Source organism: Vibrio sp. SBT000027, assembly GCF_963894355.1.
GTDB lineage: Bacteria > Pseudomonadota > Gammaproteobacteria > Enterobacterales > Vibrionaceae > Vibrio > Vibrio splendidus.
On the sequence record NZ_CAWQGD010000004.1, the window covers coordinates 1,464,702 to 1,490,499 of the forward strand.

A 25,798-nucleotide genomic window follows, 5' to 3' on the forward strand; every position below is an offset into this window, starting at 1 on the left:
CAACTCCTAGTATTTCAATTGATTCAATGGGTCTTGAGCCATTGAGTCGAACATGTCCACTACACGACAGTCTTCACACATCGCAATACGATTAATCGCAGTTTCATCTGAAAAATGAGAGTGACCGCGTAACTTGTTCTGTAACATGTCAATCATAGACTGTGGAGCGAATGGCTTATGGCAACGTAAACATTCCGCCGCTTTCTCTTCATGAATCACAACCGCTTGTTGACGTTCTTCTTTCACCCAATTCATACGAGGTGTCAGAGTGAGAACATTCTCAGGACAGGCCTTTTCACACAGACCACATTGAATACAATCTTGTTCAACAAACTTAAGTGATGGAGACGCGCCGTCGGTATGCAGAGCACGTGTTGGACACACAGCCACACAACTCATACACAAAGTACAATCTTTGCTTTCACACGAAACCGTGCCGTATGGCGCATTCGAAGGTAGCTCAACAATGTTTTCAACCGGAATACGAGATGAAGACATCGCATCAAGTGCTGTGAATAAACGTTGACGCTTATTGCCTTGAAGATCGCCAAGTGCAAGATCGAACGAATCCACACATAATGTCGGAGGACCTTCACGTAGAGACTCTAAATACAGGATATCGATGGTTTCTTTTGGAACACCGATTTGGTCTAGTAGCTCTTGAGCAATCCCTACTTCGTTATTCAGAACACGAATGATCGTCTCTGGCATAAAACGAGAAGCCGCAAACAGAACCTGAGTTGCCCCATTCACTAGTGCTGCAAACCAAGTATCAATACCAATAGAAGGCAGTTCTTCAACCACGATTGGAATCACGTTATCTGGCAGTGCTTTTAGCGCCATTACATTGTAAGTCTCATGACGAGAGCTACAGATAAGTACGATTGGATCCAGACCGCCCGCATGTTCATAGTTGGCTAGCGTACGTTCAATGAACTTTTGAGTATCGTCAGGGTTTGGAAGCGCATAGGTAATCGCTTCTGTAGGACAGCTTGTTGCACAAGTTCCGACGCCTTGACATAGATAAGGGTTAATCTCGATCTTGTGACCTGTTTTGTCTGAGCCTTCACTTGATAGTGCGCCAGCAGGACAAGCATCAACACAACGTTCACAGCCTTTTACGCCACGCGAACTGTGCGCACAAAGGTCAGTGTCTAAACGGAAGAACTTAGGCTTATCAAATGTGCCCATTAGCGTTGGAATCTCTTCCAGTGCTTCGGCCAGTTTTGGATAGCCACGGCCTACTGGGTAATAACCCGGTACAGGCACTTCTTCTGTCATGCAGCTATTCAGACATAGGTCTAGAACAACATCGAAACAATCGTGATTAATCGCGATTTTCGCCAAGTTGCTTGATGTGCCTTTACTCTCAATCACAACTTCAAACGTGCCAAGGAAACCGGATACTTGAACCGAATTCGCGAAGTACAGTTCTGGGTTTTTGCCCTTTTCGCCGTCTGTCGACAATAAGGTTAAGCTCGTCAATTGAGGTAATTGAGCCGCAGCACTTTCAATGATCGCAGTTGGACCAATAACAAGAGTATTACCGCCGCTTTCGTAGCTAACAGTAGGTGGAATCAGATTTGTTAACTCAACTGTATTTTCAAATGCATACAGTCTTGCTTTAGCGTTATTTGAAGTTGCTTGTTCTAATAATTGTTTAAGCATTGCTCAGTTCCATCTTTGGACATGGATAATCTGTTCAACCTTCATTGTAGTAAGCGATAGAGAACTTGCTGAGTAATCCGTTAACAACTAACCCTTTAGCCAGTGTCCCGCTCGTCAGACTATGAATTCGTCTATCTACAAAAAAGTTGATAATAAACGTTATTTAGCAAATGCCATGCCAATTTAATAAGCCTTATATATCAATAATTTAATTCTTTATAGCGTTTATTGTGCGTATAAAAAAACCGCTTGGGACATTTTGTCGCAAGCGGTTCATTGAGTATTTAGTCAAAATGTACCTATTCTTTGTGTGGTATATTTTGTCCCATCTCTTTCAGGTCAGCTTCGTCTGACATTGTAGCGTTATCATCTGATACTGTGTTTTTATACAGTTCTTTTTCGTGTTCGGTTATTTCGGCACTTTCTGACGTTTCAAATTCATTATCAGATACCTCAAGATCGCTTTCAGAATGTTCTAAAACTTCACCTTCAGTCTTATTATCAATGACTTGCTCTTCTTCTGGTGTGGTTTCTTCTTCCGTTTTGTCTTTAACCCAATCTCGCAAGGTTTCCGCAACCCCTTCAGAAAGAGACTTCAAATTACTGTAATCGTCGTCGTAATCATCTAAACCATCACGAACGTTAAACTCTTCGGATAGAAATAATTTACGCAATGCGGCTTTTTTTACGCTTTCTGAAGCTTCTGATACCAATAATTGAGCAACAGACAAGTCTTCAGTGGCTTCTGGTGCGGGATCTTGAACGTCAGAAGCATGAACTTCTTCATTGGTTTCTAAAGCATCACTCTCTAAAGACTGAGGCGCTGCTGCTTCCATTTCAAGCGAAACCTCAGAAGAAGAATCAGAGGAAGTGAGTTCTGGTGCTTCCAGTGTTTGCTCTACTTCCAAAGGTTCGTCAGTGGATTCATCAAGCTTTCGTTGAGACCAACGGCTAAAGAAGTTAGTTGCCATTTGATCGACCCGCACCTTTACGTTTCTTACGTCTTGCTTCTAGCAACTCACCATGACGGCCGATGAATGCTTCCATCCAAGCCTGTACGGGTAAAGGAATGTCGTATGAAAGGACTTGGTTGTCACCGTCCATGTATTGCCCTGCAACGGTTTGTGATGCTGTAAGTAACTGAATGACGGGCTTAACACCAGAATCGACATTATCCATCACTAAGAAAAGCTTAGGCTGCTGAGAGCTTAGGTTGAAACGATAGTCTGTACGCTCATCTTTATGTAATTGGAGTAAACAAACGTCTTGGGCATCGTCTTCTGGCGACAGTTCAAACCCCGTCAATTCCCATTGAGTAGTTACCCAGATACCTGTTTTGATCTCTTTTTCTATTCTTTGGACACCGATTGGCCAAGCTGCTTCTGTTTTTTCATATTGTTCTTTGAATTCTTTTATCTCAGACATACTTCACCCAATTGATTTTCTTTGGTCTGAATGCACTTAGGACATTTTGTACTGTGCGCAATCATATACACCCCATAAAGCAATAAACACGCCAATACGGATTAACTGCGAGAGCGTATCTATAGCGTTCGTTATCAAGTTGTCACTATAACGTTAGTTGATACTGGTTATTTCAGACAACTCCACTCGGTGAACTCTCATATTTTGCGCTATTTTAATCGAATGCTTCATGTTTTCCTGAATACCCGTTATTTTGGAATAAGATTTGCTTTAAGCATGAGTTAAAGAATCGATGAACAAGAACGGCGTTAGACCCTCTTGTTAACTTCTTATCTCTTAAAATCGCTATCTCATTAAGTAGGACGTGACTGTGGTAAAACCAAACATAATAAAAACTAGTGAAAACCCACTTCAGACAATCGAAGTTGAAGTGTTTGATGAATATGGTGAGAAGCTAACCAAACAGATCGCTTGTGAACGCCCTCTTACCGTTATGTTGAACTGGAAAGAGATCGTAACCCTGATGACGCTTGGCTCGCGCCCTGAATCTTTAGTCTTGGGTTATTTGAAGAATCAAAGTTTCCTTTCTGACCCTGAAGCGGTTGAATCTATCATCATCGATTGGGAAACCAGCTCTGCAGCGGTTATCACCAAAGAAGATACGAGCCAACTTGAGCAAGCGCTTAAGAAGAAGACGGTGACCTCTGGCTGTGGTCAGGGCACCATGTTTGGTAACGTGATGAAGCAGTTGGAAGATTACCAAGTGCCTCAGACCAAAATTAAGCAATCTGAAATTTACACGGCTTTAGAAGCACTGACTCATTACAACGACACGTACAAGAAAGCTGGCGCTGTACATGGTTGCGCTGTTTGCAAAGACGACAAGGTTCTATCGTTTGTTGAAGATGTTGGCCGACATAACGCGGTTGATACTTTGGCCGGTGAGATGTGGCTTAACAAAGAAGACGGCACAGACAAGATTTTCTACACCACAGGTCGCCTTACCTCGGAAATGGTCATCAAAGTAGCGCAGATGGGTATTCCTGTTCTGCTATCACGCTCTGGCGTAACGCAAATGGGCTTAGACTTGGCTCAGCAATTTGGTATCACGACCATTGCTCGCGCTAAAGGCCTGCGATTCCAAGTGTTCACTGGCGCAGAGAAGATTGAATTCGATGTAAAAGGTGATCAGTAAACGATAATTCGTTTTAGACATTGGTTATCTATTAGAAGAAAGGTGCAAGTGTAAGCTTGCACCTCAATTCCACCTTTCTTTTCGTTCCAAACTCCTAATCTCCCCTCTATTTCTCAAGTACATTTCCCTTTTAAAAACGAGTTCGATCTTTTCGTTTTGTTTTATTGAACGTTATTTTCAAAATTACTAGATATACCGAACGTTAACAATTCTTTATCTTGTGCTCCGTGAACAGAACGAAGCACGCACTTATTGTGCTGCTTGGTAAAAGCTTCACTTCTTTGAATGCTCACTTCGAAGAAAACACATAAGAAAAAAGAATTGGATAACAATATGAAACAGCCTTTAAAAGCTTTAGCAATAGCTCTTGGATTGACCTTGGGCGCCAACTGTCACGCAATTGAACTTAAGCCAGTCGATACAGACTTTACATTACAAATACTGGGTTCAGGTGGCCCTATCTCGGATGACCTACGTGCATCATCAGGTGAAATCGTATGGTGGAAAGGCAGGTCACGAATCATGATTGATGCCGGTGGCGGTGTTTACCTACGTTTCGGTCAAGCGGGTGCAAAACTTGAAGATCTAGATTTCATGGGTATCACTCACTTCCATACCGATCACGTAAATGACATGCCCGCTCTTCTTAAAGGTGGCTACTTCTTTGAGCGTGAAAAGGCGTTGGAGATTTCAGGTCCAGCCGCAGGTTCAGCGTTCCCTAGCCTCAACGGTTACTTCGCAGCGAATTTTGACCCTGACCATGGCGCATACGCTTACCTTGCCGGCTTATACGACGGAACCGATGGTCTATTCCCAGTCAATCTTACCGATGTTGACTATCAATCCACAGTGCCAACCGTTGTTTATGAAAAAGATGGGTTGAAGATCACTGCTCTGGGTATTCCTCATGGTGATGTGCCTTGTCTCGCTTACCGAATTGAAAGTGAAGAAGGCGTGATGGTGATTTCAGCTGACCAAAACGGTAGCAACCCTGCGTTCTTAGACTTCGCTCGTGGCGCCGACATCATGATGATGCCAATGGCGATTCATGAACAAGCCGATGGTGTCTCTACATTCATGCACGCTAAGCCTTCTGTCATTGGTGAAATTGCGAAAGAGATCAATCCAAAAATGTTGGTACTTAACCACTGGATGGGTCTAGGCCTTAAGCGCAAATCTGAATCAATCAAAATTGTACGCGAATACTACGATGGACCAATCATGTCTGGTCGTGATTTAGCGAGCTTCCCTATGTCTGCTGTAAAGGAGAAATAATATGAACAACAAAATCGCCCTTTCAATCGCGATCACGTCTGTGATTAGCCTTAACTCTGCAATGGCGTTTGCTGATGCACCTGCCGAAGCCCCTGTTGAAGCTAAACAATCTTCAGGACACGGTGGTAAATGTGCTGCGGGTAAATGTGGTACAGAAAAACGCTTCGAAAAAGCGGAACTGACCAGCAATCCTCAAGACCGTTTAGTGCGTGCTCGTGACGGGAAATGTGGCTTAACGGCTGAAGGTATCTCGCCAAGTAAAGAGCGCATCCTAACGGCGAATAGCAAGGTGACAGGTGGAGTATGTGGCCAGTAGAAACGCATAAAACTAATGCTTTAAAAACTAAGGCTTTAGCATCAAATGACCGAGCCCCTAAAACCAGCGAGTTAAACCATAAAGTGCGAACCATTCGGAATACAGACAGAGGCATTGGGCTACGCAGTGAGCATATTGAACTGCTCGCTCGTTCCCCAAAGCATCCTGATATTGATTTTCTGGAATTGGCTCCCGAGAACTGGATGAGCTTAGGTGGTCTTAAGCGCGAACAACTACAGGATATAGCGAAGCAATACCCTTTAATCGCACACGGTTTAAGCTTATCCATTGGAGATTGTCAGCCGCTTAACACGAAGTTTGTACGTCAGGTTGGTCAATTTCTCGATGAACTGAATATTCAGGTATACAGCGAGCATTTGAGTTTCTCTCGAGACAGCCAAGGGTATCTGTATGAACTGTTACCCGTGCCACGTCACGCAGAAAACATCGGCTATTTAGCGGACAGAATCAAGCAAGTCCAAGACATCATTCAACGTCCTTTGGTCATGGAGAACATCTCTTATTATCACAATTACGGAGATGAGATGCCTGAGGGTGAGTTTATCGCTGAAATAGCCAAGCGTAGTGGCTGTGAGTTGTTAGTCGACATCAACAATCTCTACGTGAACAGTCAGAACCACCACTTTAATGCCGCTGAAATGCTTAAGGCTTTGCCAAGTGATGCTATTCGCTATTACCACATTGCTGGGCATTTGGTTGAGAGTGACAGATCGGTTGCAGGTAACACAGCGGTTGAAAGTAACAAGTCGCTACTTGATACCCACGGTATGGAAGTACAGCAAGAGGTTATCGACTTGGCGCGTTATGTGTTCGTTCTTCATGGCAGCAAACCGTTGTTACTGGAAAGAGACAACAACGTACCGCCTTTGGTAGTGCTGACTGAGGAATTACGAACGATGCACAGTCAGGTTCTAGATGCTGGTGTTGCTCATCGCCCAATGAATCAGGAGTTGGTTTATGCATAACCCTCCTAGCATGATGATTACTCAAACACACGCACTAACCGCGCTGATACGTTCGCCACTTGAAGGCAACGCAGTGTGTCGATACAGCGAGTTCATTAGAGACAACGTATTTGGTGTATTAAACAACACATTCCCGCTGTTTTGCGAGCAAGTCGACCAAGACCAACTACTGATGTTAGTTGATGAATTTGTGGTCGTGCATTACGCCTCAGAGCCGGAGTTTCACCATATAGCAACTGAGTTTGTCAGCTTTGTTCAACGTCGAACTCAACCAATGTACATCTCTAGTTTTAGTGATTTGTCTACCTTGAGTGCGAGTCATGAGCTTACAGCCGATCAACTCGCGGTGTTGGAGTACGAATGGTGTGCCTTTTGCGTTGAGATTGACTCTTCAAAGCAAGTTCTGCCTTTGTCGCGAACGCGTGACTTTCACGTCGATGAACGACAGCTTCAATTGGGTTTGTTAGTCAACAGTACGATGAAGCTCGTGCAGGTTCCTTTCATTATTCATGGTGAGTCGCTGACGTTTCTAACACAAAGGCGGTATCCCGTTTATTACGCGATTTATCGCGACTCTGACCAACGCGTCAACACGATAAAACTAAGAGAAATTGATGTTGCGATTATCCAAATAATCCAACAGCAACCAAATCGTTCTTTAGCCGATATAAAACAAATAATTGCTCAACAATTGGCGAGATTCGAATTTATTAATTGGGTCGAACACTTCAGTGAAATTGAACTGATTGGCGTTCACTCTTTAGGAGAAAAATTATGATTAAGTCAGCCCTCAGCTGGTACGACGCAATTGTCGAAAAATGCAAACAATACGATTACTTGGTACTACTGTCAGTACGTCTCTATTTGATTCCGGTTATTTATGTCGGTGCACGCTCTAAAGTGCTGGGCTTCTCGGGAACTGTGGCATGGTTTGGTGCCTCGGCAGCCGATGGTGGCCTTAATCTTCCCTTCCCAGAGTTATTGGCATTCCTAGCGGCAGCGACCGAAGTATTGGGTTGTATCTGTATCGCGTTAGGTCTGTTTACTCGCTTTATATCAATTCCAATGATTTTCATGATGAGCGTCGCGAGTGCAATGGTTCACTGGAAACACGGTTGGGATGCGATTGCGACTGGCGATATGGAAGCAACCATTCGACTTAATGGCTTCATCGAGTGGCTCTCGGTTAACTTCCCAGGTCGATACAACTACATAACTGAACTTGGCGACCCGGTAATGCTGAACAATGGTATGGAGTTCGCAGGCACCTACTTCGTGATGCTGCTGGTATTGCTTGTTTATGGTGGTGGTCGTTACGTGAGTGCAGATTACTGGCTACGTAAACAGTTCTCTAGAAAACAAAATAAAGCACTTCGTTGGTAATAGATTCTTTTCACACAGCTACATGTAAAACCCTTAATTAGTTCTCTCTAATTATCATCTTATTTTCCATTGTCTTACCCGTCACACTCGTGGCGGGAAGGAGTTTTTATGCTTACAGATGTCGTTGATCTGTCGCGGTTTCAATTCGCAAGTACCGCTCTTTATCACTTTATATTCGTCCCCCTAACTATAGGCCTCTCCTTCTTACTCGCAGTGATGGAATCGCTGTATGTCATGACCAACAAAACCATCTACAAGGACATGACCAAGTTCTGGGGTAAATTGTTTGGTATTAACTTTGCTGTCGGTGTTGCTACTGGCTTAACCATGGAATTCCAGTTCGGCACCAACTGGGCTTATTACTCGCATTACGTAGGCGATATTTTTGGTGCTCCGCTTGCCATTGAAGCGCTTGTTGCGTTTTTCTTGGAATCAACCTTAGTGGGTATGTTCTTCTTTGGTTGGGACAAGCTCTCTAAGCGTCAGCACTTATCGGTAACGTGGTTGACGGCTTTGGGTTCGAACTTCTCTGGCCTGTGGATTCTGATGGCCAATGGCTGGATGCAAAACCCAGTGGGCGCAGAGTTTAACTTCGAAACCATGCGTATGGAGATGACAGACTTCGTCGAAGTGATCTTCAACCCAGTGACTCAAGTGAAGTTCGTGCATACCGTTGCGGCGGGTTACACAACCGGCGCGCTATTTATTATGGGTATCAGTGCCTACTACATGCTTAAAGGGCGTGATTTACCGTTCGCTCGTCGTTCATTTGCAGTTGCAAGTGCTTTTGGTATGGCTGCGATTGTGTCGACAGTGATGCTAGGTGATGAATCTGGTTATGAGTTGGGAGATGTTCAACAGGTGAAGCTAGCGGCTATCGAAGCTGAATGGCACACCGAAGAAGCCCCTGCCTCATTCACATTGTTCGGGTTCCCAAACCAAGAAACCATGGAAACGGACTACGCGATTAAGATCCCATACGTGATGGGTATTATCGCAACGCGTTCTTTGGATACGCCAGTTGTAGGGATTCATGATCTATTGGCAAAGAATGAGGAACGTGTTCGCAGCGGCATCTTAGCTTATGGACTATTAGAAAAACTGCGTTCTGGTGATAAATCACAACAAAATATCGATGATTTTGAATTGGTTAAACATGATCTTGGTTATGGATTACTGGTTAAGAAATACAGCGACAACGTGGTGGATGCAACAGAACAACAGATTAAACAAGCAGCCAAAGACACAATCCCAACGGTAGCCCCTCTATTCTGGAGTTTCCGCATCATGGTGGTGTGTGGAGTCTTAATGTTCGCGATTATTGGTCTTTCATTCGTACAAATTTGTCGCCGTAAGATTGGTACCAATCGTTGGTTACTGAAAGCAACGATATGCGCGATTCCACTTCCTTGGATTGCTTGTGAAGCAGGTTGGTTTGTTGCGGAATATGGCCGTCAACCATGGGCAATTGGTGAGATTCTACCAGTCAACATGGCGGCTTCTAATCTACCCGCTTCAAGTCTGTGGATCTCTATCGGCTTGGTTTATTTGTTCTACACCGCGTTCTTGATTATAGAAATGTTTCTGATGGTTAAGTTTGCAAAAATGGGCCCTAGCGCACTGAAAACGGGTCGCTATCATCATGAGCAATCAAACCAAGATCTAGCTATTACAGGTGAGCAAAGCGCACCGCGTCAGCTAGATAAAACTATCGCTCTTCATTAAGGAATTCAGATGTTTGATTACGAAAATCTTCGCCTGTTTACATGGGCAGTTATTGGCGTGTTGTTGATCGGATTTATCATTACCGATGGTTTCGACATGGGCGTTGCGGCATTGCTCCCTGTTCTAGGGAAGTCGGAAGTTGATCGACGGATTATGATTAACTCGATTGCCCCTCACTGGGATGGCAACCAAGTATGGTTGGTTACGGCGGGTGGCGCTATCTTCGCGATATGGCCTGCAATCTACGCGGCTGCGTTCTCTGGGTTCTATTTAGCCATGATTTTAGTGTTGGCGACCTTGTGGTTAAGACCACTCGGTATGGATTACCGCGCTAAGATCGACAACCCGCAATGGAAGAAAGCCTGTGATATTGCGCTTATCGTCAGTGGTTTCATTCCTCCGGTTATCTTTGGTGTTGGTTTCGGTAACTTGATGATTGGCGTTCCGTTTGAATTTAACGAATTGCTAATGATGTCATACCAAGGTGGTTTCTGGGATCTACTCACGCCCTTCCCACTATTATGTGGCTTGGTGAGCTTGGCGATGGTTGTCACGCAAGGCGCGGCATTCCTACAGATGAAAACGACGGGTGATTTAAAACAACGTGCGCAGAAAGTGATCGTATATATGGCGCTTGTGACTGTAGGTCTGTTTATTGTTGGTGGGCTATACGCGTATACACTTCCGGGTTACCTGATTACTAGCCCAGTTGTGACCGATGGTGTTTCAAACCCATTACTAAAGCATGTAGTGAAGTTTGATGACTTACTGCTACATAACTACGAAAACTACCCGATACTTTTGGCAATTCCCGCTCTAGGTATCATCGGAATGCTGAGTTGTGCCGTGATGACTCGACTTAACCGCGCTGGTTTGGCCTTCGCTTCTTCGAGCTTATCAATAGCAAGCATCATAACGACAGCGGGCGTTGCCCTATTCCCAATGATCATGCCGTCTAGCTTGATGCCTTCGCATAGTTTAACGCTATGGGACGGAACATCGAGTGAGTTAACACTGAGCATTATCTTGGTTGTCGCAGTTATCGTGGTGCCAATTATTTTGGGTTACACAATCTGGTGTTACTACAAAATGTTCGGTCGACTAGATAGCCAATACATTCACGATAACAGTTCGTCACTGTATTAATTAGAGATGAAATAGGAGGATAACCTATGTGGTATTTATGTTGGGTACTGGGCGTATTACTAGCCTGCGCGTTTGGAATTATTAATGCGCTATGGTTAGAACACACCGACTTTCTCGATGAACAAAACTGAACGGTAAATTCAGTAATAAGTGTTAACTAAACAATAAGCTAACTCACTTAAAAGCCTTCATTAAATGCGATGCCTACGATCTCAAAGATCACCGACATTCGTGTTAATGAGGGCTTTCTTATTCATACCTTGTTCTATGTGAGTTCTGTGTATTTAAGCTTTTTTGTATCGTAGCCTTTGCGTATTGCATCAAGGGGACTGGCGTCTCAAATCGCTTAGTTTTTGCATATCAGGTTTTAAGTAACCTTTGCTACCAATGAACCTTGCTTTAACAACCTTATAAGCTATTAGTTACATATTCATCATTTTAATGAATCTATTAATTACAAAACAAAGATGAATATTAACGTCACTGGCTTAAAGGGAATTAACCATGAATAATCCATCGGAAACTCAGCGTCATTCGCTGTCTCTTTCAATACGCAGTAAATTCATTCTAATCAACCTCACCCTGTTTGTTTCAGTCTTTATCTATGCCATCTACGAGCAGTTAAGCTTAAATAAGCTTGAATCCTTGGAGCGTGCTGCCACTGAAAACTTGAGGAGCTCTGTTGACCTACTCACCCTGAGGCGACACGAAAAAGATTTCTTGTCTCGCCACGATAACAAATACGCAGAACGCTTCGACAAAACCGCCAACACCCTGAATCAACGATTGGTGACGTTGAACCAAACTCTAGCTTCACACGAGCTTCATTTGTCCGACCAAATGACGCGGATTTCGGACACTCTTCATCAATATCAAAAGCAGTTTCACCAAATTGTCGAACAAGTAAATAACATTGAACGTACGACCGCGCCCTTAGGCTTTGTCGCTACGTTAGATGGAAAACGAACCGCGTTAAAATCAGCGATCGAATCTGAATCAAGCTTGGCGTTAGAACTTGCGTTGTTGGAGTTGATTGAAAAAGACTTCCATTACCTCGCTCATATCAATGACCAAACCCATATGGCGTTAGCTGAAGCTCTTAAAGAGTTTGAACCCTACTCTCAAACGTCGGTTGCGACAGAGCAAGCCTATTCGGACTACAAAGCTGCGGTTGAAACGCTCCTGTTGGCCAACACCAATTTAGGCTTGTCGGCAGAACTCGGTCTTAGAGGCGCCTTACGTAGCAACGTCCACCAAACAGAACAAGCCATTGAAGCCGTACAAACCGAGATAAGCCAAGCTATCACCGCCGCAAGTACACATACCAAAAACACACTACACCTTTTTGGTGCGGCGATTGTTGCGCTGCTCTCTTTGCTGTTGGTGTTCATTGGGCGAAACATACTTGCGCGAATCAAAGCGATAAACGTGATGATGGAATCAATTGCCAATGGAGATGGCGACTTAACTGTGCGCATGAACGCCAAAGGCAACGATGAACTTGCTCAGTTGGCGCATTCCTTCGATACCTTCATTAATAAACTGCATGGCAATATTAAAGAGTTGTCTGGCGTGATGACGGTGTTGACCGATAGTTCGTGTAGCTCTGAAGAAGCGGCAATCAAAAGTATGAGTAATGCTGAGAAGCAGAAGCAACAATCTGAATCAGTAGCGACGGCAGTTAATGAGCTGGTGATGACCAGTAATGAAGTAACGGCGAACATAGAAAACGCAGCGATGAATGCTGAGAAGATCAAAGACAATGCACATCAGGCGTTGCAAGAAACCCACGCAACTAATGACAGCATTAATGTGCTGGCCGAGAATATAGCAGAGTCTCAAAACCTAATTGTTCAGCTCGAAGATCAGAGTCGTGAGATCAACCAAGTCGTTACTACGATTCAAGGCATTGCGGAACAAACTAACCTACTCGCGCTAAATGCAGCGATAGAAGCTGCGCGCGCTGGCGATCACGGTCGTGGGTTTGCAGTCGTGGCCTCTGAAGTGAGAGAGCTTTCACTAATGACCAATGATTCAACTCATCAAATTGAATCAACCATTCATGGCCTAACGTCTGGAATAGCAAAAACGGTCGCTAAGATGTCGGTAAGCCTAGAACAAACGGGGTTAGTTAAACACCAAACCAAAGATGTGGTAAATGCGATTGAAGGTATACACTTTCAAGTTGGAGAGATGTTCGACTTAAACAGCCAGATTGCCACGGCGTCTGAAGAGCAATCCATGGTTTCAGCGGACATCGATCGGAACATTACCGATATCGCTCATTTAGCCAGTGATACTCATACCGTGGTTTCAGGGTCAGTTCGTTGTAGTGAACAAGTATCGAACGTGAGTGTGAAGCTTGAGAAGATTGTCGCGCAGTTTAAGTATTAATGAGCAGTGTAAGTATTGATGAGTAAAGGTATTTGCGACCAACCACTCGACGTTTTTTAATACAAAGAGATTGATATAAAAAACTGATATGAAAAACAAAAGGCCTCTATCTTATTCATAAAGATAGAGGCCTTTTTAATCAGGGATACGTACTAACGTTGTATTACGTATTCATGTTTAATGCGTACTAAGCACGTGCTTTCAAGAATTCTGCGTAAGTACCGCGGAAATCGTTGATCTTGCCGTCTTTGATTTCAAGAACACGAGTCGCTAGAGAGTCTACGAATACACGGTCGTGAGATACGAAGAACAATGTGCCTTTGTAGTTCTCAAGAGCCAAGTTAAGCGCTTCGATAGATTCCATATCCATGTGGTTTGTTGGTTCATCCATTAGCAGGATGTTTGGCTTGTGCATCATGATCTTGCCAAGAAGCATACGACCTTGCTCACCACCAGAGATAACCTTTACCGACTTTTTGATGTCGTCTTGGCCAAACAGCATACGACCTAGGAAGCTACGAACAACTTGCTCGTCTTCGCCTTCTTGACGCCATTGGCTCATCCAGTCAAACAGGTTTAGATCTTCTTCAAAATCATGTGCGTGATCTTGAGCGTAGTAACCGATGTTTGAGTTTTCAGACCACTTATATTCACCAGTACGCGCTTCTAGTGCACCCGCTAGTGTGTTAAGTAGTGTTGTTTTACCTACACCGTTCTCGCCGATGATAGCAACACGCTCACCTACTTCGAAAATCGCATCGAACTTGTTGTATAGGTCTTCTTCAAAACCTTGAGATAGGTTTTCAACCACAAGTGCGTTACGGAATAGCTCTTTAGACTGTTCGAAACGGATGAATGGGTTTTGACGGCTAGACGCTTTTACTTCATCTAGTTGAATCTTGTCGATCTGTTTAGCACGAGATGTCGCTTGTTTCGCTTTAGATGCGTTAGCAGAGAAACGAGAAACGAACGTTTGAAGTTCAGCAATTTGTGCTTTCTTCTTCGCGTTATCAGAAAGTAGACGTTCACGAGCTTGTGTCGCTGCTGTCATGTACTCATCGTAGTTACCAGGGAACAGACGAAGTGCGCCGTAATCAAGGTCAGCCATATGTGTACAAACTGAGTTTAGGAAGTGACGGTCATGCGAAATGATGATCATTGTGCAGTTACGTTGGTTTAGCGTATCTTCCAACCACTTGATGGTGTCCATGTCCAGGTTGTTCGTTGGTTCGTCAAGAAGCATGATATGCGGGTCTGCAAACAGTACTTGAGACAATAGAACACGAAGTTTCCAACCCGGTGCTACTTCGCTCATTAGACCGAAGTGCAGTGATTCTTCAATACCTACCGCAAGAAGAAGCTCACCTGCTTTCGCTTCTGCCATGTAACCGTCCATTTCAGCGAACTGAACTTCAAGATCAGCCACTTTCATGCCGTCTTCTTCGCTCATTTCAGGCAAAGAGTAGATACGGTCACGCTCTTGCTTGATCGCCCAAAGCTCTTTGTGACCCATGATAACCGTGTCGATTACCGTGAATTCTTCATAAGCAAACTGGTCTTGGTTTAGCTTAGCAACGCGCTCATTTGGATCGTAGCTTACGTTACCAGCACTTGGCTCAAGTTCACCAGATAGGATCTTCATGAACGTCGATTTACCACAGCCATTCGCGCCGATTAAACCGTAGCGGTTGCCTTCGCCGAACTTAACTGAAATATTTTCGAAAAGTGGCTTAGCGCCGAATTGTTGGGTGATATTTGCTGTGGAGATCAATGCCGTTACCTTTTTAATGTGAAAAACGCCGCAACGTTACTTCTTCGGGGCTTTAACTGCAAGTCTTGATTGCAATTACTCGCCATTAAGTGAGTGATAACCTAGCCAAATCATAGTTTGAGCTGACTCACATTTTTGATTTTCTATTTGTCGTTAAAAAACCATCTACTTTCAGGAAAAACAAAATATCGAACAGCACCCCATAATGGGCGGTATATAACGTCCCAAATCATGCCAACCATTGAATATATCGTATGCTGATTGGTCACAGTAAAACTAACCCGATCAAAGCAACAACAGACACAGGCAAGACTAGCCTAATCTCTGACAATTTCATGACAAAATCAGCCGAAACGGGAATAAAGTACTCGCCCCCGATACGGGGTTGGATTTCACAAAGTAAGATTAACTAACTATAGTAATCCTAACCTCATAATTCTAAGAGACTTTTATGCGTTCACTTTCGCGCTTCTTAATCTTCACTTTGGCCATTCTCTCTTGGCCGAGTCATGCCAACTTGGAATATGACTTACAATCTCAACCTCAGGTATCTAATACTGCGGTAGATCTGGATAAGCGTATTGATTCCCTACCGGATCCCCTCTTTATGGAGCAGTCGGACAGACGCCAAGTCAACATTTTACTTGCCGAAGTTCTGCGAGTTCAAAAGCTGGAAATCAAAACCTTCGAGCAACAGGTAAAAGCCTATAGAGATAACAACGACGCCGATCAATGGTTTTCCGTGCAAACGAGCTACGTCACATTGAATAGCTTGAACGTAAGTAAACAGCATCTTTTAGAGCAGACAAACTCCGCGAATAAAGAGCGCTTAACCGGTTTTGGCCCATACGGCGTGACTCAATTTAAACAAGAGTGGGAATTAACCAAGCTCAATATTGAGTATCTTGTTTACTTCCAAATTCGTAGCTTTAAAGCATTAGTTAAAGACATTTTTATTTCTCCAGTGCCTGTCATTTGGGCTTCTCTAAAGGTGCTGTTCATTTACTTCGGTTTAGTATGGTGGCTTGCCAACAGCACTCGCTTGATTGAGTTGTTTCGAGTTAACTTTCTCGAAGCGAAAACGAACCCTCCTTTTCTGGTTCGTGTGATTTGGTATATCAGCCGCGCTGAGCGTGCGATTGCTTGGTTAATCGCTATCACACTTTCTTTGAGAGTGCTTTCTAGCATCCCTAGCCTGCAGCACCTGATTTTCCTAGAAATATTCACGTGGTGGATTCTAGGTGGTTCGATTGCTATCAGCTTTATTCTTGAATTTGCGTATCGCTTGGGTCGCACATCAAATCAAGAAGTCATCGCGCTGAGACTATCGACTATTCGTCGCTATGTTTGGAGTATTATTGTTGCAGGTCTGACTTTGCAGATATCGAGCATCACACTGGGTAAAGGCACCATTTACAGCTGGATCTACAGTGCGCTGTTTTTCTGGTTCGTGCTGGTCACGATATCGGTACTTAGATTATGGAGAGCGAAAGTCTTCGATACGCTGCAACACATCTCCGATCGTCCGGTGTGGGTTAACTGGGCGGTAAACCGTAAGGAAACCTTCTTACTTAATATACTGGCGACGGCAATTGGAATCGTCTGGTTGAGTGTTTACAACTTCCAACATCGAATCATGGCATTGCTTTCTAGTTACACGTTGTTTAGTCAGGCCTTAGCTTATCTCTTTCGAATCGAAGTGGCTAAACAGTCGGATCTTGATAAAAACCAACAAAACTTGGTTCGAATCAAAGGAGACAAAACCTATGAGTACATTCTGCCGGGTAATATCGATAGCACCTTAATTGATTACGCGGGCGATGAGGTTAAGCAACTCTCTCGTTATTTGATGTCGGACAGCCCTGCTATTTGTATTGTTTCAGGCGAACGTGGTGTGGGCGCTACAACGCTGCTTTATACCTTGCTGCATAAAGTATCCAACGCAGAGCCTGTTTACGTGAGTTGCCCTTACGCGGGTTACCAAGAGCTCTTAGCGCATCTAGCCGTGAGCATCGGCTTGGAAGAAGAAGCGACTGAGATTCAGATCTTGGCGCACCTTCGTAAAAGTAACACCACGTACTTAATTGCGATTGATAATGCCCAACGATTGGTTAAGCCAATGGTCGGTGGCCTGTCTGATTTGATTCGTTTAACCAATCTTCTCCGTCGTTCTAAAAAGAATCACCGTATCGTGATATCGATTGCCAAATCAAGCTGGCGATTTGTTGATAGAGCGCGTGGTGAGCGTCTGCTGTTTGATTTGGTGTGTTTCCTACCACGTTGGACAGAAAAACAAGTCGGTGATCTTCTAAATAGCCGTATCAATACGGAACTTGAAAAGCCGTTATCGTTTGATGGTTTAGTTGTCCCTAAACAGTGGGACCAAGATGACATGAGTGAAGAAGAACGCGCACGCCAAGGCTTCTATCGAATCTTGTGGCACTACTCTGATGGCAACCCTACCGTTGCGCTGCGTTTCTTCCGACTCTCTTTGAACCGAAATAAAGAGACAGATCAAGCAGTGGTACGTTTGTTCCATGTTCCTGAAGCGCAGGAACTCGAGAATATGCCAAAACCTATGCTGGCTGTACTTCGCTCTATCGTGCAACTGGAAATAGCTTCTCCGGAGGTGTTGTCTGAATGTACTCAACTGAGCATTGCAGAGATAACCGGGATTCTACGTTATTTTGAAAGCCGTGGTTATATTGGTTGGCATGAAGAAAAGGCTCGAATTTCTGAGCACTGGTTCCGCCACATTACAAACGTTCTCGACCGTCAACATCTACTGGTGAAGTAAAATGAAGAAGTTATTTATCCTACTATTTGTTGGCTTGGCAAGTGTTGTCAGTTTCCCGACCTTGGCGACGGAAGAGTTAGCTAACGTAGAAAACATCTCAAAGATTGCGAGCTTGGTGCGATGGAGCGGCGTGTTCTTCTCCATGATCGTTATTGCCGCAATGTGGTTGTTGCTTAAGTTCATCAATTCGTTGGTGACCAGTTTTGGTAGTCAGTTCGTGCAATATCGAATGCTGCTACAGAAACTGCAGTCGTTTACTCAATTCTTTATTTACGTAAGCACTGGCCTTATTGTGTTCATGATGAGCTTTCGAATCAACGATCAAATACTGGCTTTGATTGGTGGTACCCTCGCCGTTTCGGTCGGCTTTGCGCTTAAAGACTTGGCAGCATCATTCATCGCCGGTATCACTGTGATGATTGACAGACCTTTTCAAGTTGGTGACCGCGTCACGTTTGAAGGTAACTATGGCGACATCATTACCATTGGTTTGCGTTCTGTTCGAATGAGAACCCTGAACGATGACATTATCACGATCCCAAACAACAAGTTCTTAAACGAAGTAACGACTAGTGGTAACTATGGCGCGCTGGATATGCAGGTGGTGATTCCATTTTATGTCGGTATGAATGAAGACATCACCCTAGCCCGTGACTTGATTCAAGAAGCGGCGTCTTCAAGTCGTTACATCCACTTGCCTAAGCCTGTTACGGTTCTAGTCAAACAGACGATCACGGATAATTACTTGGCGATACAGTTAACTTGTAAGGCCTATGTGGTCGACACGGCGTATGAAAAGCTGTTTGAAACCGATATTACCTTGCGTGTGATGAAAGAGTTTAGAAAGCACAATATCAACCCTCCGAAGATTTCAGTGACTGCACATTAACAAGATTGGCTTAACGCGCTTCTTTTTCTTAACGCTCTTCTTTTGTTGAGCAAGTTAACAATCCAGTCATCTACAAACAAAAACACCTCCGAACTTGTCTCAAGTGCGGAGGTGTTTTTTTATGAGGTTTTCGTTTAGACCTTAAAGTACTTTAACTGATCAGTAAGGTGTTCTGTAGTATTGGCCATTTTCTGGCTATCCTCAGCTAACGACTGTGAAGCTTGCAATACTTCGTTAGCCGCCAGATGAATCCCAGTGACACTTTCACTCATTTCGGTTGCTACCGTGCTTTGTTGCTCTGAGGCTGCTGCAATTTGAGCCACCATGTCGTTGGCGTTGTGCAGCTCATTTACGATCACATCGAGTTGTTGGCGAGTTTCGTTAGACGCGACAACACTGTGATCGACTTTCTCATTGCTGCTTTGCATTGCTTTAAAGGTACGCTCGGCTTGCTGAGTCAGTTTTTCAATCGTCGATTGAACTTCATTGGTTGAATTCTGAGTGCGGCTTGCTAGGTTACGGACTTCATCGGCCACAACTGCAAATCCTCGGCCTTGCTCTCCTGCTCGGGCTGCTTCTATCGCGGCGTTAAGTGCTAGCAAGTTCGTTTGCTCAGATACATCACGTATCACGCTCACCACTTGGCTTATCTCTGTGACACCAGATTGTAAGTCTCTGACGAGATCGTTCGCCGTCGAAATGTTTTCTGAAACCTGAGATATGGTTTTAGACGTTACTTGCATGTTCTGGTCGTTCTGGTTTGCGTGCTCGACAACCTTATTGGTGCTTGCGGCAGTATTTTCAGCATTAACAGCGACATCAGAAATGGTGGCACTCATTTCTGTCATCGCTGTCGACAACAACTCAAGCTGTGCATGCTGTGAGTTAACACTGGTCGCAGCCTCTTCACTGGCTTGTGCAATGTGACTCGCCATGTTGCTGGATAAATCTGCTGATTCATTCGCTGTACGAAGCGTGCTTTGTAACTTGTTGAGCATGGTATCAATTTGATTACTCATATCGCCCAGTTCATCTTTGCGTGTCATGTTCATGCGTACACGAAGATCCCCATCTGCAATCTTATGGGTGTTGCTGATAAGCTTGTTAAGTGGCACAAGGATATTGTTAGAAATCGCGTAGCCCATAGCAAACAACAGGCCTGATAATACAACCGCGACCAGTCCTTCTTTGAGCGCTAGTGCATAGAAAGCGTCTTGAATATCCGCAACTAAGATTCCCGAGCCAACAATCCAATTCCACTCAGGGAATAGCTGTACATATGAGATCTTGTCTTTGAGTTCACCTTGCGGGCTCATCCATTGATAATCAAGAAACCCTTTCTCCTCTGGGGTACGTGAAATGCTGACCATCTCACGCCAGTGGTGTTTACCTGCACCATCTTTAAAGTTACCTGCGTTCTTGCCATTGAGTTCAGGTTTTAATGGATGGATAACAACGTTGAGTTGTTGGTTTAAGATCCAGAAATAATTGGTGGTGTCGTAACGAAGCGTTTCAATTGCTTGCAGCGCTTGTTTCTTTGCTACTTCTTCACCGAGTACGTTACGTTGGCTGTAATAGTAGCTCGCTAAGCTGACCGCGGTTTCGACTTGAGCACTGAGTTTATCTTGGCGCTCTTGCATTGAGCTTTCACGTTGTTGCATTAGGTTGAAAGATGACGCCATTACCAATAGAACAACCGATAAAATGACGATGGAAATAAGTTTTGATTTAATAGATAGATTACTTAATTTCATAGCTGACTGACTTTATTATATTTTTTGATTATGAATTTGGGGTCAATGTATCAAAAATCCGTACAGTTCAGATGATATGCATCAAGATCAAAAGATATACACTGTGTTACATATTCAAAAAGAGGTGCTCGTCAAACAGTCAGAGGTTGAGATTTAGTTGGCGATAGTTTAGTAGTGCAGGATTTTCGTGCTTGGGCTGAAACGTTCATGTAACAGCCCAAGCGCAGTAGAGATATTATCGGGTGATAATATGGTTGGATTCGATTCGAGCTTAAAGCTAAAAAATTATAGGTTTGAGACCAATAACTGTGGTGTCGCTTTTTGCTGAAGGTAGATACTAAAGCGGCTTCCCTTGCCTACTTCTGATTCGACACGTATCTCGCCACCCGTTTGGCTCAAGATACTTTGAGATACTGACAAGCCTAAGCCTGTACCGTCACGTTTGGTGGTGTAGAAAGGCGAAAAGATGCGTTTCAATTGTTCTTCTTTGATACCGCAGCCTTCGTCTTCGACATGAACGATTGCACCATGAGACACGCCATTCTCCACCCAGTCTTCACTTGAGATAGTCAATGTGCCCTGTCCGTCCATGGCATGAATCGCGTTCATCTGTAGGTTAACCAAAATCTGCAAAAGTTGGTTTCGGTTAACTTCCACAGACGTTTTAGCATGCAGTTGTGATACATAGACAATGCCTTTCTTTTTCGCGCCTGTTTTTACGAGCGTAATACTTTCATCCACTATTGGATTGATATGTTGCCACGTAATTTCGTCTTGTACACCGCCATGACGGCTATATTGAAGCAGGCTTCGCGTGATATTTCGGATTCGGTCGATCTGCTCCATGATCGCGTGGACTTCTTCGTCTACACGAGCGACTTCGTCACCGAGCTCAAACTTCATCAACTCTACATTGCCAAGAATCACCGCTGTCGGGTTGTTAATCTCATGGGCGATGCCCGCGGTTAATTCGCCTAGCGCGGCTAACTTTTCATTGACCACCAGCTTGTCTCGAGCTTGGTTTAATAGTTTGATATGCAGTTCGAGTTCTTCGGTTTTCTCTTTCAAGCTAGCAGTACGTGAATGAACCTTACATTCGAGTTCTGAAGCGGCTTGTTGGATCTCTTGATTACGTTCGTGCAGCAAATCCAACATCTTATCGAATTGTTTAGCGAGCAAAGTCAGCTCGTGTTGATCGTTTAAACCAAGAGTGCCAATTCGCTTGTCTTGCCCCATCTGGACTAGCTTCACCACTTTGTGAATGCGTTCAATTGGGTTGAAAAGATCACGAGCACCACGGTGAACGATCAAACCAGAAGCCAGTAACAACAACACAATCGTAATGCTGATTTCGCCAAGGTTAGTCAAGTATGTTTCCACTAATGGCCAAATCAGATAACCGGTATAAAGCATGCCGATGACGTTATCGAATTGGTCATGAATCGGTTGATACGCAGTGATGTACCAAGCATCGTAAACATACGCTCTATCTAGCCACTCTTTGCCTTCATTCAATACTTTAGAATGAACCTCGTGAGAAACACGAGTACCAATTGCGCGCCCTGCACTTTCTTCGCTGCTCAACGGTACATTAGTGCTGACACGTAGGTCATCAAGAAACACAGTAACGGTGCCAATACGACGATTGAACCCCTCGCGTTGCGGATAAATGAGATTGCTGATCTGATCAACCAACTGTGTGCTGTTATTAAGGAGGATCCCGCCGTCAAGAAAACCAATCACGTGATCATTCTTGTCACGAATCGACACAACGGTGCGGCTAACTAACCCCCGAGTTTCAACATTTTGACTATTGAGCATTGGGACTTCGGCTTGCCTGGCAAGATTTTGGTCTAAATCGTTGAGTTCGTTTTGGCTCAATACACTAAAGAACGATTCTTTGTGTGTCATGTTGAGGTATTCAAGCTTTTTCTCCATGCTCTCGACGCTACGCCAGCGCAGGAAATCGAGTTCATAGCGAGATTTGTTTTCTGAAACCCAACGTGTGAGCTCTTCTTTCGAAATATCACTCGTGAGTTTGATTCGGAAGTTGTAAGACTCAGCAAATGCTTGAACGTTATAGGCCTGTTGGTTCTGAATTAGATGGATACTGTTGTCGGCAACATCCAAACGCTCATCGACATCAATCAGAGCACCCTGCCACGTGTAATGCACTGACCAATACAGTGTTATAGCGACAAGCGCACATAAGGTAAGAATGATGGGAGCGGATGTTAAAAATAGCAGGCGATAACGCACCATGGTTTTGAACCGGAACGCCCACTTTGTCCACCAATGACGTCTAATCGGCATATTCTGAGCCTTCTGTGTTCCACTCTTTGTACTTACGCTCTAGTGTTTTACGTGCCACACCGAGATCTCTCGCAGCTGCAGATTTATTGCCATCATGGAAACTCACCAGTTGTTCTATGTGAGATTTTTCTACTTCTTTGAGTGTCCAGGTGTTCGGGTAACCCTCAGCAGCGTCTGCATTATTCAAGTTTGGTATTTCCGCTCCATGTGACACCGTCACTGAAATGCTGGTTGGGGCTGGATCACCATTCACTTCTCGCCAATAGTGTGCTGGTGGCTTATCTAAAAGAATGCATCTTTCGACTAGGTTCTTAAGTTCACGGATATTGCCCGGCCATTCGTATTCATTCATTGCCAAGATATCTTCATGTGCCCAGTTTGGAACAGGCATACCCAGTTCACTTGATAAAAGACGAGTGAAGTATGGAACAAGCTCTATCAGATCAGACGGTCGTTCTCTCAATGGCACAACATCAATTTTAAGTACATTGAGTCGGTAGAACAGATCGCGACGGAAGTGGCCTTTATCGACTTCTTCTTGAAGGTTTCGGTTAGTCGCCGCCACCACACGTACGTCAACGGCAATTTCTTTCTCGCTACCGACAGGACGAATCGTACGTTGCTCTAACACACGTAACAGCGCAGCTTGCATTGGCAGTGGCATTTCACCGATCTCATCAAGGAACAAGGTGCCACCACTTGCGACTCTGAACAAACCTTCACGGTTTTTCTTCGCGCCGGTAAATGCACCAGAGGTATGCCCGAATAGCTCACTTTCTAGAAGTTCAGGCGCAATTGCACCACAGTTGATTGGCACAAATGGGCCACTACGCTTGCTGGCTTCATGTACACCACGAGCAACTAACTCTTTACCCGTACCTGACTCACCTTCTATAAGAACTGATGCTCTCGACGGTGCAAATTGACTGATCAGCAATTTGAGCTGTTTAGTCTTGTCTGAATTGCCGATCAATTCGGTCTTGATATGACGGCTAACATCACGCTTCAACGCATACTGCATTCTTTGGTCAAGGCGCTTGTCCATACAACGTAGAACCGCTTGTATCATCTGTTCTAAGTTGAACGGCTTAAGAATGAAATCTGAAGCGCCAAGCTTAAGCGCGGATATCGTCATCTCTAAATCAGCATAACCTGTCATGAAAATCACATCGGCACGTTTGTCGTTGTCGTTAAACGCCTCTTCCCACTCAATACCAGATCGACCTGGCAGGTTGATATCAAGAACAATGAGATCAAAATGCTCGCTCGAGCGCAGTATTTCGGCTTCTTCAACCGACCCCGCACTCGATACCTTGCCAAAGAACTTACCCAGAGCTTTCTTTAAAATAGCCTGCATACCCATTTCATCATCCACAACCAAGACGGAAAACGCTTGATATTGAGTCAATGTGTTCGGATTGAGGTTGGGTGCAGATGAACTAGGTATAGACATAATGATTAGCCGGTGGGGAAAGTTGGGACAGAGTGTACCAATTAACCTTTTGTGCAACAGGGACAATGTGCGACATTTTGTCCTAGCTCATGTTTTGATTCATTTTAGAGGGCTAAATGACGCAGTTTTGTCCGAAATAACAGCAATTTAATGAGATCTGATGCATGATTTATTGGCATTAAGATTGCTTATAAGGTGTAGATTTCTAATTACAACAATTAGCGTCTTATGCACATGCCCTTTTTTGAGCCCTTTAAAACTGAAGGCATGTCATTCATTTATAACAGAATGGACATAATAATAATGAAAGCAATTCCCCTAACTATTGCAGCTCTATCTATCGTCAGTTACACGGCTAGCAGCGCGGAAGACACCACCCATATCAAATTGGCAACAACCACAAGTACCTACCACTCAGGTCTACTTGACTACTTATTACCTGAGTTCGAAAAAGATTCTGGTATCAAAGTTGATGTTCTAGCGGCGGGTACAGGTAAATCACTTCGTATGGGTGAGAATGGCGATGTAGACCTAGTGATGACTCACGCACCAAAGGCTGAAGCGAATTTCGTTGAACAAGGTTACGGGGTTCTACCTCGCAAGCTGATGTACAACGACTTTGTCATTGTTGGTCCTCAAAGCGATCCGGCGAAGATTGAATCTCAAAAAGCAGTGACTGATGTGTTCAAAGCAATCGCGAACAATAACGTGACCTTCGTTTCTCGTGGTGACGACTCTGGTACTCATAAGAAAGAGATGGGTATTTGGGCACAAACTAAAATGGAACCAAACTTCGGTGGTTATCGCAGTGTTGGTCAAGGCATGGGCCCTACTCTGAACATGGCGTCAGAAATGCAAGGCTACACCATGACAGACCGTGGTACTTGGTTGGCTTACCAAAACAAATTGGATCTTAAAATCCTTTTCCAAGGTGACAAGAACCTGTTTAACCCTTACCAAGTGATTCTTGTTAACCCAGAACGCCACCCGAGCATCAACTACCAAGCTGCGAAAGTATTCAGTGATTGGCTGGTTAACCCTAAAGGTCAGAAACTGATTAACGACTTTAAACTGCACGGCAAACAGCTGTTTGTTGCGAGCGCAGAATAGTTGGTTGTAAGCGCAGAGTAGTTTGTTGTAAGCAATGAGTCGTTGGTTGTAAGTAAAGCGTAGCGTTGAAGGTGTAGTCAAAACCAACAAGCACTACACTTAGCTAAACAGTTAACGAAACACTCTTAAAAACAATAGCTGGCCAATTCAAGCTCAAATAGTTTGTGTCAGCTATGATTAACATCAGTCATTACCGAT

General features: G+C 44.1%; 20 protein-coding genes. 13 read left to right on the plus strand and 7 right to left on the minus strand.

The annotated features are described in order from the left end of the window. Window positions 1–6: 6 nt before the first annotated feature. From AACU28_RS16160 to AACU28_RS16170, 3 genes are all read right to left on the minus strand, one after another. The gene (locus AACU28_RS16160) at window positions 7–1,668 is read right to left on the minus strand and encodes a 4Fe-4S dicluster domain-containing protein (RefSeq protein ID WP_017087794.1); all 1,662 of its coding nucleotides are present in this window, start codon (window positions 1,666–1,668) and stop codon (window positions 7–9) included. Window positions 1,669–1,967: 299 nt separating this feature from the next. Next, the gene (locus AACU28_RS16165) at window positions 1,968–2,639 is read right to left on the minus strand and encodes a DUF3306 domain-containing protein (RefSeq protein ID WP_121603225.1); all 672 of its coding nucleotides are present in this window, start codon (window positions 2,637–2,639) and stop codon (window positions 1,968–1,970) included. Then, a complete protein-coding gene (locus AACU28_RS16170) occupies window positions 2,629–3,093 on the minus strand; it encodes a DUF3305 domain-containing protein (protein ID WP_004733736.1) in 465 nt (154 codons plus the stop codon). The genes AACU28_RS16165 and AACU28_RS16170 overlap by 11 nt, the downstream gene beginning before the upstream one ends. Before the next feature lie 370 nt (window positions 3,094–3,463). Here AACU28_RS16170 and fdhD point away from each other — a divergent pair, with 370 nt between their 5' ends. The 10 genes from fdhD (at window position 3,464) to AACU28_RS16220 (ending at window position 13,513) form a co-directional block, all read left to right on the plus strand. Next, complete coding sequence (gene fdhD / locus AACU28_RS16175; RefSeq protein WP_004733738.1) at window positions 3,464–4,288, plus strand: formate dehydrogenase accessory sulfurtransferase FdhD; 825 nt, start codon at window positions 3,464–3,466, stop codon at window positions 4,286–4,288. A 333-nt stretch (window positions 4,289–4,621) separates the two neighbouring features. Beyond that, window positions 4,622–5,563, plus strand: coding sequence for an MBL fold metallo-hydrolase (locus AACU28_RS16180; RefSeq protein ID WP_108195274.1), 942 nt, complete (start codon window positions 4,622–4,624; stop codon window positions 5,561–5,563). Window position 5,564: 1 nt separating this feature from the next. Continuing rightward, window positions 5,565–5,879 (plus strand): hypothetical protein, encoded by a 315-nt coding sequence (locus AACU28_RS16185; protein ID WP_004733741.1) that lies wholly within the window; start codon window positions 5,565–5,567, stop codon window positions 5,877–5,879. A gap of 83 nt (window positions 5,880–5,962) precedes the next feature. Next, entirely contained in the window at window positions 5,963–6,865 is a 903-nt protein-coding gene (locus tag AACU28_RS16190; protein WP_121603686.1) for a DUF692 domain-containing protein, read from the plus strand. Continuing rightward, window positions 6,858–7,643 carry an HvfC family peptide modification chaperone gene (locus AACU28_RS16195; protein ID WP_121603226.1) on the plus strand — a complete coding sequence of 262 codons (786 nt, stop codon included), beginning with the start codon at window positions 6,858–6,860 and terminating at the stop codon, window positions 7,641–7,643. Before AACU28_RS16190 ends, AACU28_RS16195 begins: the two co-directional genes overlap by 8 nt. Beyond that, window positions 7,640–8,248: an HvfX family Cu-binding RiPP maturation protein gene (locus AACU28_RS16200; RefSeq protein WP_102362192.1), complete on the plus strand. Its 609-nt coding sequence runs from the start codon at window positions 7,640–7,642 to the stop codon at window positions 8,246–8,248. The genes AACU28_RS16195 and AACU28_RS16200 overlap by 4 nt, the downstream gene beginning before the upstream one ends. A 108-nt stretch (window positions 8,249–8,356) precedes the next feature. Further along, a complete protein-coding gene (locus AACU28_RS16205) occupies window positions 8,357–9,973 on the plus strand; it encodes a cytochrome ubiquinol oxidase subunit I (protein WP_121603227.1) in 1,617 nt (538 codons plus the stop codon). Between the two features lie 9 nt (window positions 9,974–9,982). Then, window positions 9,983–11,119, plus strand: coding sequence for a cytochrome d ubiquinol oxidase subunit II (cydB, locus tag AACU28_RS16210; protein ID WP_121603228.1), 1,137 nt, complete (start codon window positions 9,983–9,985; stop codon window positions 11,117–11,119). 26 nt (window positions 11,120–11,145) lie between these two features. Beyond that, window positions 11,146–11,250: a cytochrome bd-I oxidase subunit CydX gene (gene cydX, locus AACU28_RS16215; protein WP_080585223.1), complete on the plus strand. Its 105-nt coding sequence runs from the start codon at window positions 11,146–11,148 to the stop codon at window positions 11,248–11,250. A 373-nt stretch (window positions 11,251–11,623) separates the two neighbouring features. Then, on the plus strand, window positions 11,624–13,513 hold the full coding sequence (locus tag AACU28_RS16220; RefSeq protein ID WP_121603229.1) for a methyl-accepting chemotaxis protein: 1,890 nt from the start codon (window positions 11,624–11,626) through the stop codon (window positions 13,511–13,513). Between the two features lie 187 nt (window positions 13,514–13,700). Here AACU28_RS16220 and AACU28_RS16225 read toward each other — a convergent pair whose 3' ends face one another. Further along, window positions 13,701–15,284, minus strand: coding sequence for an ABC-F family ATPase (locus AACU28_RS16225; protein WP_017077249.1), 1,584 nt, complete (start codon window positions 15,282–15,284; stop codon window positions 13,701–13,703). A 451-nt stretch (window positions 15,285–15,735) separates the two neighbouring features. Between AACU28_RS16225 and AACU28_RS16230 the strand changes: the two genes are divergently transcribed. Further along, window positions 15,736–18,081 carry an ATP-binding protein gene (locus AACU28_RS16230; RefSeq protein ID WP_121603230.1) on the plus strand — a complete coding sequence of 782 codons (2,346 nt, stop codon included), beginning with the start codon at window positions 15,736–15,738 and terminating at the stop codon, window positions 18,079–18,081. A gap of 1 nt (window position 18,082) precedes the next feature. Beyond that, entirely contained in the window at window positions 18,083–18,970 is an 888-nt protein-coding gene (locus AACU28_RS16235; RefSeq protein WP_121603231.1) for a mechanosensitive ion channel family protein, read from the plus strand. 134 nt (window positions 18,971–19,104) lie between these two features. Here AACU28_RS16235 and AACU28_RS16240 read toward each other — a convergent pair whose 3' ends face one another. The 3 genes from AACU28_RS16240 to AACU28_RS16250 form a co-directional block, all read right to left on the minus strand. Next, window positions 19,105–20,724, minus strand: coding sequence for a methyl-accepting chemotaxis protein (locus AACU28_RS16240; RefSeq protein WP_121603232.1), 1,620 nt, complete (start codon window positions 20,722–20,724; stop codon window positions 19,105–19,107). A gap of 285 nt (window positions 20,725–21,009) precedes the next feature. Further along, entirely contained in the window at window positions 21,010–23,037 is a 2,028-nt protein-coding gene (locus AACU28_RS16245; RefSeq protein ID WP_121603233.1) for a sensor histidine kinase, read from the minus strand. Beyond that, entirely contained in the window at window positions 23,027–24,490 is a 1,464-nt protein-coding gene (locus AACU28_RS16250; protein ID WP_054542123.1) for a sigma-54-dependent transcriptional regulator, read from the minus strand. The genes AACU28_RS16245 and AACU28_RS16250 overlap by 11 nt, the downstream gene beginning before the upstream one ends. A gap of 303 nt (window positions 24,491–24,793) precedes the next feature. On the opposite strand from AACU28_RS16250, the gene AACU28_RS16255 reads away from it, so the two are divergent. After that, window positions 24,794–25,600, plus strand: a complete 807-nt coding sequence (locus AACU28_RS16255; protein ID WP_121603234.1) for a substrate-binding domain-containing protein — start codon at window positions 24,794–24,796, stop codon at window positions 25,598–25,600. Window positions 25,601–25,798: the final 198 nt, after the last annotated feature.

Coding starts and splice junctions, on each gene's coding strand:
- AACU28_RS16160 (WP_017087794.1), bottom strand. CDS start 1,668: ATGCTTAAACAATTATTAGAACAAGCAACTTCAAATAACGCTAAAGCA.
- AACU28_RS16165 (WP_121603225.1), bottom strand. CDS start 2,639: ATGGCAACTAACTTCTTTAGCCGTTGGTCTCAACGAAAGCTTGATGAA.
- AACU28_RS16170 (WP_004733736.1), bottom strand. CDS start 3,093: ATGTCTGAGATAAAAGAATTCAAAGAACAATATGAAAAAACAGAAGCA.
- AACU28_RS16180 (WP_108195274.1), top strand. CDS start 4,622: ATGAAACAGCCTTTAAAAGCTTTAGCAATAGCTCTTGGATTGACCTTG.
- AACU28_RS16185 (WP_004733741.1), top strand. CDS start 5,565: ATGAACAACAAAATCGCCCTTTCAATCGCGATCACGTCTGTGATTAGC.
- AACU28_RS16195 (WP_121603226.1), top strand. CDS start 6,858: ATGCATAACCCTCCTAGCATGATGATTACTCAAACACACGCACTAACC.
- AACU28_RS16200 (WP_102362192.1), top strand. CDS start 7,640: ATGATTAAGTCAGCCCTCAGCTGGTACGACGCAATTGTCGAAAAATGC.
- AACU28_RS16205 (WP_121603227.1), top strand. CDS start 8,357: ATGCTTACAGATGTCGTTGATCTGTCGCGGTTTCAATTCGCAAGTACC.
- cydB (WP_121603228.1), top strand. CDS start 9,983: ATGTTTGATTACGAAAATCTTCGCCTGTTTACATGGGCAGTTATTGGC.
- cydX (WP_080585223.1), top strand. CDS start 11,146: ATGTGGTATTTATGTTGGGTACTGGGCGTATTACTAGCCTGCGCGTTT.
- AACU28_RS16220 (WP_121603229.1), top strand. CDS start 11,624: ATGAATAATCCATCGGAAACTCAGCGTCATTCGCTGTCTCTTTCAATA.
- AACU28_RS16230 (WP_121603230.1), top strand. CDS start 15,736: ATGCGTTCACTTTCGCGCTTCTTAATCTTCACTTTGGCCATTCTCTCT.
- AACU28_RS16235 (WP_121603231.1), top strand. CDS start 18,083: ATGAAGAAGTTATTTATCCTACTATTTGTTGGCTTGGCAAGTGTTGTC.
- AACU28_RS16240 (WP_121603232.1), bottom strand. CDS start 20,724: ATGAAATTAAGTAATCTATCTATTAAATCAAAACTTATTTCCATCGTC.
- AACU28_RS16245 (WP_121603233.1), bottom strand. CDS start 23,037: ATGCCGATTAGACGTCATTGGTGGACAAAGTGGGCGTTCCGGTTCAAA.
- AACU28_RS16250 (WP_054542123.1), bottom strand. CDS start 24,490: ATGTCTATACCTAGTTCATCTGCACCCAACCTCAATCCGAACACATTG.
- AACU28_RS16255 (WP_121603234.1), top strand. CDS start 24,794: ATGAAAGCAATTCCCCTAACTATTGCAGCTCTATCTATCGTCAGTTAC.